Origin of the sequence: Spirosoma sp. SC4-14 (assembly GCF_037201965.1) — a bacterium.
GTDB lineage: Bacteria > Bacteroidota > Bacteroidia > Cytophagales > Spirosomataceae > Spirosoma.
Genome location: NZ_CP147518.1, coordinates 5534256 through 5546724 on the forward strand (window position 1 = coordinate 5534256; position 12469 = coordinate 5546724).

A 12469-nucleotide genomic window follows, 5' to 3' on the forward strand; every position below is an offset into this window, starting at 1 on the left:
ACTGAGGCAAAGGTATTTACAAAGACAAAAAAAACAAACTGTGGTTACTTATTAAAATCTTGCAAAATCTGTAAGTATACCTAAACAGCACTTAGCACAGTAAACCCAGCCCTCATTTGCCTTTAAACGATATCAGCGTTTCGTTGACTTTCCTTTAACCTCTCTCCTCTCGATGGATATTCCACAAATCAAAAAAGCCCCCGTCACCTACGATGTCGCTATTGTCGGTTCAGGCGCGGGCGGTGGCATGGCCGCCTATATGCTTGCCAAAGCTGGCGCGAAGGTTGTTCTGCTCGAAGCGGGCGGCTATTATGACCCGGCCGACCCTAAGTATATTACGCAGTTGAAATGGCCCTGGGAGTCGCCCCGGCGTGGTGCCAGTACGCCTTATCGATCGGGTGGCGATTTCGATGCGGCCTGGGGGGGCTGGGATATCGAAGGCGAGCCCTATTCAGCAAAAGAAGGGACCGAATTTCACTGGTTCCGGTCGCGGATGCTGGGTGGGCGCACCAACCACTGGGGACGGATTTCGCTCCGGTTTGGTCCCGACGATTTCCGCCGTCGTTCGTTAACCGGTGTTGGCGAAGACTGGCCCATTGGCTACAACGATCTGAAGCCATTCTACGACCGGGTCGATAAATTGATTGGCGTATTCGGCTCGATAGAAAACCTCCCCAACGAACCCGATGGTATTTTTCTGCCGCCACCAAAGCCTCGTCTACACGAGCTAATGATTCGGAAAGGAGCACAGAGTATCGGCATTCCGGTTATTCCGTCGCGGTTATCGATTCTGACAAAACCGATCAACAAAGATCGGGGGCAATGTTTCTACTGCCACCAGTGCAACCGGGGCTGTCAGGCTTATGCCGATTTTTCGGCCTCGTCGGTCCTGTGCATTCCGGCTGTTAAAACGGGCAACGTAACGCTGATTAATGGTGCCATGGTACGCGAGGTTATGACCGACCCAACAACAGGACTGGCAACGGGCATTAGTTATGTCGATACACGAACGCTTCAGGAAATGACGGTAAAAGCCAAAGCCGTCATGCTGGGTGCCAGCACCTGCGAAACGGCCCGGATTTTACTGAACTCCAAATCATCGCGTTTTCCGAATGGACTGGCTAACAGCAGCGGTGTTATCGGCAAATACCTGAACGATTCGACGGGTGCGAGCCGTTCGGCATTTGTTCCGGCTCTGATGGACCGGAAGCGCTACAATGAAGATGGCGTAGGTGGAATGCACGTGTTTACACCCTGGTGGCTCGACAACAAAAAGCTCGATTTCCCGCGTGGGTACCATATCGAATACGGCGGTGGCATGGGTATGCCCGGTTATGGATTTGGCGGAGGTATCGAAGCGCTGAACGGCATGATTCCGGGTCGCGATGGAAAAACCAAACCAGGTGGTGGCTATGGGAAAAGCTTAAAAGATGATTACCGCCGATTCTATGGCGCTTATATTGGTATGTCGGGCCGTGGAGAGCCTGTTCCGCTGGAAAGCAACTATTGCGAAATTGATCCGAATAAGGTCGATAAATACGGAATTCCGGTGCTTCGGTTCCATTACAAATGGTCGGACTATGAAGTGAAGCAGGCCAAGCACATGCAGGATACCTTCGAAGAAATAATTCATGCAATGGGAGGCATTCCGCTCGGGCCGAAACCAGGCCCCGATACCGCTCACGGCTATGGACTGGCAGCTCCCGGCCGTATCATTCATGAAGTAGGCACCGTTCGGATGGGCTCCGACCCAAAAACATCGGTCTTAAATCAATTTCAGCAAACGCACGATGTAAAGAACCTGTTTGTGGTCGATGCCGCAGCATTCCCGTCGCAAGGGGACAAAAACGTTACCTGGACCATTCTGGCCAGTTCGATGCGCACATCGGAGTATTTAATTGATCAGGTGAAACAGAAGAACATTTAAATGAAAAAGCCTCCTAACTATCAGTCAGGAGGCTTTTTCATATCTATCTATCAGTCGAAACTTATTCAACCACAGCTTCCGGCTTTTTCACCGTGATGGTCAGGTTTTCACCTTCACCACTATAATCGGCCAGAATGGTATCGCCTTCTTTCAGTTCGCCTTTCAGAATTTCTTCGGCTACCGGATCTTCCAGATAACGCTGGATGGCACGGCTCAGCGGACGGGCACCATATTGCTGGTCATAACCTTTCTCGGCCAAAAAGTCTTTTGCCTTCTCGGTCAGTTCAACGCTATAGCCCAGGTTCATGATACGACCAAGGAGTTTACCCAGCATCAGATCGATAATCTTATGAATATCTCCACGCTGTAGTGAGTTGAAGACAATAACGTCATCCAGACGGTTCAGGAATTCAGGCGAGAAAGCCTTCCGTAAAGCGCTCTGGATCGTGCTCTTCATCAACTCGTCCTGGCTTTCGGACGAACGCTTGGTTGCGAAACCAATACCGGCTCCGAAATCTTTCAGATCACGAACCCCAATGTTTGAGGTCATGATAATGATCGTATTACGGAAATCGACCCGACGGCCAAGGCCATCCGTCAGAATACCATCGTCAAGCACCTGAAGCAGAATGTTAAACACATCCGGGTGCGCTTTTTCGATTTCGTCAAGCAGCACAACGCTGTAGGGCTTACGACGAATTTTCTCCGTCAACTGGCCACCTTCTTCATAGCCTACATAGCCCGGAGGAGCACCAACCAGTCGGCTAACGCTGAATTTCTCCATGTATTCCGACATATCGATCCGCACCAGCGCATCTTCTTTGTCGAAAAGATAGGTAGCCAATACTTTCGCCAGTTCGGTTTTACCAACACCCGTAGGACCGAGGAAGATAAACGAACCGATTGGTTTCTTCGGATCTTTCAGGCCGACGCGAGTCCGCTGAATGGCTTTCACCAACTTCTCGATAGCCGCGTCCTGCCCGATCACTTTCCCTTTCAGCTCTTCGCCCATATTGACGAGCTTTTTACCTTCGTCGTTCGATACGCTCGTTACCGGAATACCCGTCATCATCGCAACTACTTCAGCAACATTGTCTTCGTTTACTGTGTAGCGCCGTTTCTTGGTATCTTCCTCCCAGGCCTGTTTAGCACGTTCGAGCTGATCAATCAGGCGTTTTTCCTTATCGCGAAGCTGAGCCGCTTCTTCGTATTTCTGGCTCTTAACAACCTGATTTTTCTCCTTCTTGATATTCTCAATCTGCTCTTCGAGTTTCAGAATATCGTCGGGAACCGTAATGTTCGAGATGTGAACACGAGCACCTACTTCGTCGAGTACGTCAATGGCTTTATCGGGCAGGAACCGGTCTGAGATATAGCGCTCCGACAGTTTCACAGCAGCCTCGATAGCCTCTTTGGTGTAGTTTACGTGGTGGTGATCTTCGTATTTATCCTTGATGTTATTCAGGATTTCGATGGTTTCATCGATCGATGTGGCATCGACCATTACCATCTGAAAACGACGGGCCAGAGCACCATCTTTCTCGATGTATTGACGGTATTCGTCGAGCGTTGTCGCGCCAATGCATTGAATGTCGCCCCGTGCCAGCGCCGGTTTGAACATATTCGACGCATCGAGCGAACCGGATGCACCGCCAGCTCCAACGATGGTATGAAGCTCATCGATAAACAGAATCACTTCGGGCGACTTTTCAAGCTCGTTCATCACGGCTTTCATACGTTCTTCGAACTGACCCCGATATTTCGTACCGGCAACAAGCGAGGCCAGGTCGAGGGTAACGACGCGTTTGCCGAACAGAACCCGCGATACTTTCTTCTGTACAATGCGCAGCGCAAGGCCTTCAGCGATGGCTGTTTTACCAACGCCAGGCTCGCCAATCAGAATCGGGTTGTTTTTCTTCCGGCGGCTCAGAATCTGAGCAACACGTTCGATTTCTTTTTCACGGCCAACGATCGGGTCGAGTTTGCCTACTTCGGCGAGTTTGGTCAGGTCACGTCCGAAATTATCCAGAACTGGAGTTCTCGATTTTTCGGAGCCTTTTGGGTCTTTGCCCGAACTGGAACTGCCCCCACCACCGAACATGCCACGATCGTTGTCGTCGTCATCGGTTTCGGGGCCCATCACTGGACGGCTTCCCGAAGATTGATATTCGAGCATTTCCTTAATGACTTCGTAATTAACATTAAACTTGTTCAGAATCTGCGTAGCGACGTTATCTTCATCGCGCAGAATCGATAGTAACAAATGCTCCGTTCCGATGAGCGGGCTTTTGAAAATCTTTGCTTCAAGGTATGTGATTTTGAGCGTCTTTTCCGACTGACGAGTCAGTGGAATATTAGCCAGATTTTTCACATTGTTGGTAGCTGTTCCTTTCGTAGCCTGTTCAATTGTGACCCGGAGTTCATCAAGTGAGATACCGAGTTTTTTCAATAATCCGACGGCCACACCTTCGCCTTCCCGAATCATGCCAAGCAGCAGATGTTCGGTGCCGATGTAGTCGTGTCCTAAACGCAAGGCTTCTTCACGGCTTAGCGTGATAACTTCCTTAACGCGGTTTGAGAATTTTGCTTCCATTCGCTTAGGGTCTCCTTAGGTAAGCGTATACTGGCTTAACGAAGAGTTTTAAGGATTTGTTCACTACTGCCAACTGACCGGTTTATAGTTTTCAGTTTGCGAAGCCTTCAGTCAAAAATGTGTTCGATGGATTACTGAAAACTATAAACTACTTTACACTTAAAAACTGCTTTGCCATTGGTCCCTGGCAGAATAATAGGTCTATTATACTCAGATTTGGTACAAAATCAAAGCCAAAATTTTGCGCGTAAGGCAAGGGCTTATAAAATATATACGTTTCTGACCTATTTTTTGGATTTATCCTAGAACGAGCATCAAACAGGTCAGATCGTGGTATCTTTTCATAACAATTTGTCAGGTTCAATGAACAGCTTACCCCTAACCATTTCAGACAAATTGTCAGCAATTCATAATTCAAATCAAACAGAAACGTCCATGGTTTCTGATAAATACGTTCGAAGTCAGGCGCATAGTATTCGAAGAATGGCGCTTTCCCATAAGCGGCCTGCAAACATCGCCAATGGCGTATCTGCCAAAGTTGCTCATTATCGACCCGAATGTCTCGAACAGGCAGATGATGCGTTCCCTGTAAAACAGGTACAGCAAGGGAATCTACTTTATTTGCCGTCAGAACGTAGCAACGATTTCTGTAACTTTGCTTCTGGTAATGTTCATGAGCCTCAAGCCGTACTCGCTGAAACTGCATTAACCCCGCTATATAATCCAGGCTGGGCAGATAATGTAATTCAACAAGTAGCTCGGTCGAATTTTCTGAAACCGGGCCAGGACTTAGTTGGTACTTTTCCAATAACAACAATCGTATCTGTTCACAAGTAAGGCAAAAAATCAATACCACCAACTGATTTTATAAATTTTTAATTTTTTGGGTTCATTGTAACAAAATCTCTATTTTGTATAACAACTACCCGCCTATTACTGGATGCTATTTTTTCGTTTACTGTCGAAGCTACCGCTTGGCATATTATATGGGCTGTCCGACTTCTTGTACTTTCTGTTGCTGTATGTTGTTCGTTACCGGCACGAAGTAATTGACGAAAACCTTAGGGTTTCGTTTCCAGAAAAGTCAGAAACTGAGCGAAAGGCCATCGCAAAAGGCTTTTATCGGAACCTGACAGACCTGATTGTTGAGACCATTAAGATGCCCGATCTTTCGCCCGATGACCTCCGCCGACGGGTTCAATTCTCCAATGCCAATCTGGTAAAAGAGCGGTTAGAGGCTGGGCAGACGGTTATCGGAATGGCTTCGCATTCCTGCAACTGGGAGTGGGTTCCATCGGGTTCGGTGTTGCATGGCATGCCCGCCGACAGTATTTACAAGCCGCTCAATAGCCCGTTTTTCGAAAAACTAATGCGGACGGTTCGTGCTAGTTTTGGGGCCGTTCCGGTTCCAATGCATACGCTTCCACGCCGAATGGTGGCGCAAAAAAACGTGCCACGGATTGTGGCACTTGTAGCTGATCAGGTGCCCGATGTACCAGAACAAGCTTACTGGACTGATTTTCTGCATCATGATACGCCTTTCTACCCAGGCACTGAACGGCTGGCCCGAAGTCGTAATTTACCTGTCTTTTATACGGAATTAAGACGGGTAAAAAGGGGCTTCTATGAAGTTAAGTTTACCCTGCTTAGCGAGCCTCCCTACACCAATTTGCCGCCGGGTACCATTCTGAATCGTTACCGGGATTTACTGGAGGAAACCATCCGAAAATACCCTTCCGACTGGCTTTGGTCACACAAGCGGTGGAAACACTGGCGCGGGAAATATGAAAAGATCGTGGTTAAGCTGGATTAGCGATCAGCCGCTATCAATCAGGCATGTTTTCATTATATCAGGAACAACTAAAAGCCCCGCATGCGGGGCTTTTAGTTGTTCCTGATATAATGAAAACGAGCAAATTACTGCCGAATAATCTTAACCGTCTGTTTCTGAGTGTCAGTACCTACCTGCAACAGGTAGAGTCCAGCCATGCGACCCAGCCATACCCGGTGTTGTTTCACGGCACTATCGGCCTCAATCCATTGATCGCTGATTTGTTCGCCACGATTATTGAGGAGTTGCAAACGCAGCCGCTGGTTATCGGCTCCCAGAACCTCAACTTTTACCCATTCGTCTGGTGTTGGATTACCCAGCACCCGTACCTGTAAGCCAACCGACGCTTCGGCTCCCATACGGGTGCTACCTCCGCCACAATTAGCCAGCCAATTGTATGTGTAACTAGCCTCACCTGCGCTTCCTTCCTGAGTCGCTTTCAGTGTGATGGTTGGGTTGTCGGTATAGAGTGTTAACATATACGGGCCAGCAGCGGTAGTGGGCAACATCTCATTAGCCACCGAAAACGAAATTGGCTGGCCAGTTACACCTGTATACTGTGGGTTAAATGTAAGGGTGCGTTGTGTAGCCGAAACCGTAATACAGGAAATGGTACTTGCCCCCGAAATGCCAAACGATCCGCCTGGAGGAGGTGGTGGCGGTGTAGTACCGCAGGCAACCAGCCAATTATAAATGAAGCTTTTTTCGCCTGCTGTTCCCTCCTGCGTAGCTTTCAGGGTTATGGCCGGATTGTCGGTATAGAGAGTGAGTGTATATGGACCACTAGCAGTGGTCGGCGGCATCTCGTTCACTACTGAAAATGAAATGGCCTGGCCCGTGATTCCTGTATACAAAGGACTGAATGTTACGGTACGCTGTGTGGCCGAAATGGTTGTACAATTGATTGTGTTCACAGCCGAAATCGCAAACGTGTCGGTCGGCGGAGTTGTACCACCATTACAGGCGGCCAACCAGTCGTAGGTATAACTTGCTTCGCCAGAGGTACCTGTTTGAGTAGCTTTCAGCACAATTTTCGGATTGTCGGTATAGAGCGTTAACATATAGGGACCGGGACTGGTCGTAGGACTCATTTCATTAGCCACCGAAAATGAAATGGGCTGGCCATTCACTTGTCCATACTGAGGAGTGAACGTCAATAGGCGCTGTGACGCCGTAACGGTTGCACACGATACCGTAGTTACGGCTATGATAGCAAAATCGGAAGGAGATGTACTGATTGCTTCCAGTGCTTTATCGGCCTGAATAAAGCCATACCCCGTGCCCGTATCAAAACCGGTGTCGAAACCCGATGTTGATGGATCGTCCATATCCAGAGCGGTTTGTTCGAGTACGCTCAGAATCGTATTACGAGTGAGACTATTTCCGGCTTTTTCCTGCATCAACGCGGCCACGGCTGCGGCATGGGGAGCTGCGGCCGATGTACCAAAGAAGTTTGGAAACCCATCCGGTTCATAATCGCCCCCAAAAAAGGTGGTATTCCCCCCATCAACTGAGGTTATTTCGGGTTTCTGACGCACGATGCCGGTAGTGCCATTGAGCCGGTCTCCAGTTGGCGAAAAAAATGTTGGCGTACCGCCAGCCGACGAAAATCCTTCGATGGTGGCCGTAGTCAATGATGAATTAAAGGCAGGTGTATTAGTATAACGAGCCGCTCCCACGCTGATGGCACCAGCCGAATTGGTATGTCCTACCGCAGTTGAGCTTTTTGTGTCATACTCCATTGTGATACCATATCCATTATCGAAATCGACCCATTTGATAAAATTAGGATCAGGGCCATCATACTTCACAATGGCTAGCTCTAAGTCAATAGGCGACGATGAGTTGTTAACAATATAAATAAACTCATACGGATCTCCACCTAAGTTGTTATTTGCCGACGATAAATACGGAATCAGACTGCCTTGATAATAGACCAACAGATCGAGGTCGGTTTGTGCACCAGCTCCGCCATTTACCGAGGCATAAGGTTCGTCCCACTGAAGCACAATGGGTGCAGCGCCATGAGCGGGAATCGTAATTGTCTGAAACACATCACCCCCCGAAAAATTGTGTGCATAGCCCAGATAACCATAGGTTGGATCGGTTAAAAGCGTTCCAGAGGAGTATGTGCTCTGGTACGAATGCCGGGCATTGTTACCAGCCGACGAAAAGTAGGTAACGCCGTTATTGGCAACCACATCATCTACCGCCTGGGCCACGATACCATCCTGAAAGAATGGAGCCAGAAAATAGGAAATATCGTCGACAATAATGTTGCAACCGGCAGTTGCCAGATCTTTGATTCCTTTAGCAAAAGCAGCTTCGCCTTTGAATGCCGTATTGAAGGCAATTGCCGCCCCCGGAGCTACATCATGAACGATTTCGGCCATTGCCCGTCCTTCGTCCGATGCATCGCTTCCCAGATAGTCATCAATAACCTGCACACCGGCCGGCAAATCGCCCGAAGCAACACCCGCTGCCGCTCCGCCTAATGCATCGTAGGAGTCCGAAAGAACCCCAACTTTAGTACCGGCCCCCGTTACAGAATATGTCTGGCGGGCAATATCGGCGCGTAATGCTTTATCTCCCTGCGATGTAACACTGCCAGCATTGTGCTTAGGCCGATATACGGGCCGGGCAAACCGGAGGGCACTAACCGTTTCCAGATCATCAATTTTATCGTAAGCAATATACCCCGATACGATGCTCTTGAATGCCAGAGCATTCTCTAATCCTAATGCCTGCAATTGCTGCATCAGCGTGTTTACATCCTGCCCCGGAGCAGCAACGGCTTCGATAAACACTTTCCCATCTTTTTTCAGGAAAGCATCTCCTTTCTGAAGGCCACGCAAGCCAGGTGGCAAGGTAGGCGCTCCGCCATTATTCTGCTGAAGGACTCGTAAATCCTGGGCGATTTTTGCATTTCCTTTTCCAGGAATCTGCGCCTGAGTAGCCAAAGGCTGACCAATAAGGATCAATGAAGCCAGTACGGCTGTGATCCAATCACGTAGTGGTTTTACCATACAAAAGAGAACATGAAGTTAGGGATTTGTGTGTAATAGCATTAATTTTCACTAATAACCAGCGAATTAATACACGTACTATTTCGATGAATATAGCTATGGGCAAACTTATAACTTCTAAAAGAGTTATACAAACCAATTATCTAACAAAATATACTAATCAATACACAATATTGATTATTTAGCCTATTAAAGTATACTCTATTGACCTCTGAAATTACATTCTTTTTAAATACTATTCTGGTCTTTTTACATTAATATTATCGTTCGGTTAGGCAAAGAGCTAATGACAAACCCAAACCCGGCAAAATCTGCATTAGTGCATCCATTTACCAGGTTTGGGTTTAGTTGGTAAAACCCTACAACGTATCGCGCTTTGCTTTGGCCGAATCGCGTTTTGCTTTTAGCTTATCCGCTTCGTTGGTTAAAGCATCGCCAACCTTATTTGCTTCGTTCGTAATGGCTTTCCCTGCTACTTTTGCTTTCCGTTTGGCACCCTGAGCCGCTTCATCGGCGGTCTCTCCTATTGCTCTGCCAGTGTTCTTCAGGTCTTCCTTCATACGGGCTTTTCGCTCCGCCTTTTCCTGACGGCGCATTTCTTTTTTGCTCATGGCTGTAGTGTCCTGAGCGTAAGCGCCAATTGTCAGCATCAGAATCAGTGCAAAAGCACCGAATACCTTGGTTTTCATAACGTTTTGAGTTTATGATTGTATTCTTGGTTTGTACGTACTAGTAATCCTATAACTACTTGGCCAATCTGCTGCTCATTCAACTGATAAGCGGACCAATTGTTTCCCTCCCCAGCACCTAATAGCCTACTAATCAATCAAAAAACTAGTCATGAAGATCGTTTTCTACCAAGACGAGCCGGATTTCTTTAGGGAAATTTAATCGTTACAGCGATACATACTTATATACAACTAGTCTATATTTGTCACAAAGCCTCCTCAATTAGCCATGTTTGATCGAACTCCCACCTTACCCGCTGTAAATTATGGCTATTGTTATGCTTTTTCACCGTCGAAGCAATGTTGTACTCATGAAAGCAGTTGCCAATGGAGCTAATTTGAATGAAGAAGTCTTTCTGACCGACGAAAAATCATTCAAGAATACACTACGAACCCAACAACCTGCTTTTACCCTATTAACCAGCGAATATATCGACCAACCCGATTTTTTCGCCAGCATTCGGCAGTACGCTCCTGCTACCCGCATTATCCTGTGCCTACTGCCTGATGCAGCTAACCCGTTACTAGTTTGGCCATTACTGGACAATTTGGATATCGATGTTCTCTGTAAGCTCCCGGAGTTGAACGAATGTCTGACTGCACTTGCCGAAGGGTATTTCTACGCGTCAAGCTTTTTAGAGACCCATCCAGCCTACGTTCGGCTTGAGCCGCTGCCGGGTTGGGACTCGCTTACAACGAGCGAACGTAGTATATTAAAACTAATGGCAGAAGGGTATAATGGGCCACAAATTGCCCAGATGCTATTCATTAGCCCCAAAACGGTTGAAAACCACAAATACAAAATCTCACAGAAGCTAAACGTGACGGGTGGCCCCGGCAGCCTGGTAAAATTTTCTTTGTTGAATCGGGAGAAATTACTCTCACTATCCAACGAAGCTTACCAATAGTTAACCATAGGTAAACTCACCTACAAAAAAGAAGGGAACTCACCCATATAAAAATGAGTGAGTTCCCTCATGCGATGGCCAAATTTATCTCTCACCTTTGTCTTGTTGACGCGCAACAAAGGCGGATACCGAAAAGCTTGGAAAGAGAGTAGGTCACAATTTATATTTCATTACTAATGAGAAAACTAAAAGGCCACCAAATGTTATATGTTCAAGGTGGCGATTGGGGTGATGTGATTAATGTCGGTTGTACAATTATGGGCACAGTCAAGTTTACATATGGGCTAGGCTCAGTCCCCGTAGCTGGATTTTGCTTAGGTTGGAGTATATCAAAATTAATATACAAATAAGTTTTATGAAAAAGATCAATTTTAGTATTATGAACAAGTTTCAAGGAGGTATTACCCCCCATTGGACAGATTGTGCTTTCTTAACAGGAGCAGCAATTGTTACAACATTACTTGCAACACCGGCTGGAGGATCAATATTAGGTGGTATTGCTGCAGGCTGTTGGTATCATGTAAGGTAAGGCAAGGTATTTAATAAGATATTTTTATAAGTAAATTGGCTTTGTTGCATGGCTCCTGATCTACCGAAAAAAGCCTGAACTCAACACCGTCGAAGGGTAAGGTGCCAAAAACAAGTAAGCGATTTAGCCTCGATAGGCTGTTTAAATTACCTTTTATCAGGCTGAGATCAGGATAAAACACACCTTCAAAGAGCCACGCAACAAAGCCAATTTACTTATAAAAATATCTTATTAAATATTACATTTTTCCCATAAAAAAGCAACAATAATTAATCATATTATATTTCAACATCCGACACTTACCCAATAAAAACAAATTTATTCACAAGTAAATACCATCACCTTATTCAATAATTAAAAAAAAGTTACATATAATTCACAAATAACAAAACTAATTAAACCGGCAATTATTTTACTATAATCAATGAAGAAAATTCGAGTAATATCTGGGCTATTGGCAGGCATTTACATGCTATATGATTATATTATTACAGATGGCAAAATGTCAACTATCAGTTTCATTTTAATGATATTAATGTGCAGCATTATACTTTATAATTCCTTATATTCTGGTACAAAAAAATAAAGACCATATTAAATCCCCAATGTACATTCACAATCCCCTTCTAAAGTATATTATTGATACGTGAGTAGAACTGCAAAATTTTATCAAATATACTCATTATATCCAGCAAGTTATGCATGTAAAAAAATTTACAAACCATTTCCCAAATCAATAGTAAGTACATGGATTTAATAATTTCACTATAAACTACCATAATAGTCTTTATTACTGAACTAAATCAAGATGAACAACGCATTCTTACCCACAAATTATGCCAAACACCCGGGTTCAATGGATAATAGCTGGCTATTATTTGCCTTAATAATAATACTGAGTTTAGGATTAACTTTTGCTGGCCAGCA

The 12469-nt window shown here is 46.0% G+C and carries 8 protein-coding genes; 4 read left to right on the top strand and 4 right to left on the bottom strand.

Features of this window, described 5'->3' with window-relative positions; all coding sequences use genetic code 11:
* Positions 1 to 172: 172 nt before the first annotated feature.
* Positions 173 to 1927: a GMC family oxidoreductase gene (locus WBJ53_RS22630; protein WP_338870382.1), complete on the top strand. Its 1755-nt coding sequence runs from the start codon at positions 173 to 175 to the stop codon at positions 1925 to 1927.
* Between the two features lie 61 nt (positions 1928 to 1988).
* Here the strand turns inward: WBJ53_RS22630 and WBJ53_RS22635 are convergent, their stop codons facing one another.
* A complete protein-coding gene (locus tag WBJ53_RS22635) occupies positions 1989 to 4520 on the bottom strand; it encodes an ATP-dependent Clp protease ATP-binding subunit (RefSeq protein ID WP_338870384.1) in 2532 nt (843 codons plus the stop codon).
* A gap of 148 nt (positions 4521 to 4668) precedes the next feature.
* Positions 4669 to 5226 carry a WbqC family protein gene (locus WBJ53_RS22640; protein ID WP_338877222.1) on the bottom strand — a complete coding sequence of 186 codons (558 nt, stop codon included), beginning with the start codon at positions 5224 to 5226 and terminating at the stop codon, positions 4669 to 4671.
* 234 nt (positions 5227 to 5460) lie between these two features.
* Here WBJ53_RS22640 and WBJ53_RS22645 point away from each other — a divergent pair, with 234 nt between their 5' ends.
* On the top strand, positions 5461 to 6333 hold the full coding sequence (locus tag WBJ53_RS22645; RefSeq protein WP_338870386.1) for a lysophospholipid acyltransferase family protein: 873 nt from the start codon (positions 5461 to 5463) through the stop codon (positions 6331 to 6333).
* Positions 6334 to 6437: 104 nt separating this feature from the next.
* Here the strand turns inward: WBJ53_RS22645 and WBJ53_RS22650 are convergent, their stop codons facing one another.
* Positions 6438 to 9377: a S8 family serine peptidase gene (locus WBJ53_RS22650; RefSeq protein WP_338870388.1), complete on the bottom strand. Its 2940-nt coding sequence runs from the start codon at positions 9375 to 9377 to the stop codon at positions 6438 to 6440.
* 359 nt (positions 9378 to 9736) lie between these two features.
* Positions 9737 to 10066: a hypothetical protein gene (locus WBJ53_RS22655; protein WP_338870390.1), complete on the bottom strand. Its 330-nt coding sequence runs from the start codon at positions 10064 to 10066 to the stop codon at positions 9737 to 9739.
* Between the two features lie 305 nt (positions 10067 to 10371).
* Between WBJ53_RS22655 and WBJ53_RS22660 the strand changes: the two genes are divergently transcribed.
* Together WBJ53_RS22660 and WBJ53_RS22665 are read left to right on the top strand one after the other, a co-directional pair.
* The gene (locus WBJ53_RS22660; RefSeq protein WP_338870392.1) at positions 10372 to 11013 is read left to right on the top strand and encodes a LuxR C-terminal-related transcriptional regulator; all 642 of its coding nucleotides are present in this window, start codon (positions 10372 to 10374) and stop codon (positions 11011 to 11013) included.
* Between the two features lie 355 nt (positions 11014 to 11368).
* On the top strand, positions 11369 to 11542 hold the full coding sequence (locus tag WBJ53_RS22665) for a hypothetical protein (RefSeq protein ID WP_338870394.1): 174 nt from the start codon (positions 11369 to 11371) through the stop codon (positions 11540 to 11542).
* The last annotated feature ends 927 nt before the right edge of the window (positions 11543 to 12469 follow it).

What these genes read in the sequence shown, in the direction of transcription:
- WBJ53_RS22630 (WP_338870382.1), top strand. Translation starts at nt 173, where the DNA reads ATGGATATTCCACAAATCAAAAAAGCCCCCGTCACCTACGATGTCGCT.
- WBJ53_RS22635 (WP_338870384.1), bottom strand. Translation starts at nt 4,520, where the DNA reads ATGGAAGCAAAATTCTCAAACCGCGTTAAGGAAGTTATCACGCTAAGC.
- WBJ53_RS22640 (WP_338877222.1), bottom strand. Translation starts at nt 5,226, where the DNA reads ATGCAGTTTCAGCGAGTACGGCTTGAGGCTCATGAACATTACCAGAAG.
- WBJ53_RS22645 (WP_338870386.1), top strand. Translation starts at nt 5,461, where the DNA reads ATGCTATTTTTTCGTTTACTGTCGAAGCTACCGCTTGGCATATTATAT.
- WBJ53_RS22650 (WP_338870388.1), bottom strand. Translation starts at nt 9,377, where the DNA reads ATGGTAAAACCACTACGTGATTGGATCACAGCCGTACTGGCTTCATTG.
- WBJ53_RS22655 (WP_338870390.1), bottom strand. Translation starts at nt 10,066, where the DNA reads ATGAAAACCAAGGTATTCGGTGCTTTTGCACTGATTCTGATGCTGACA.
- WBJ53_RS22660 (WP_338870392.1), top strand. Translation starts at nt 10,372, where the DNA reads ATGGCTATTGTTATGCTTTTTCACCGTCGAAGCAATGTTGTACTCATG.
- WBJ53_RS22665 (WP_338870394.1), top strand. Translation starts at nt 11,369, where the DNA reads ATGAAAAAGATCAATTTTAGTATTATGAACAAGTTTCAAGGAGGTATT.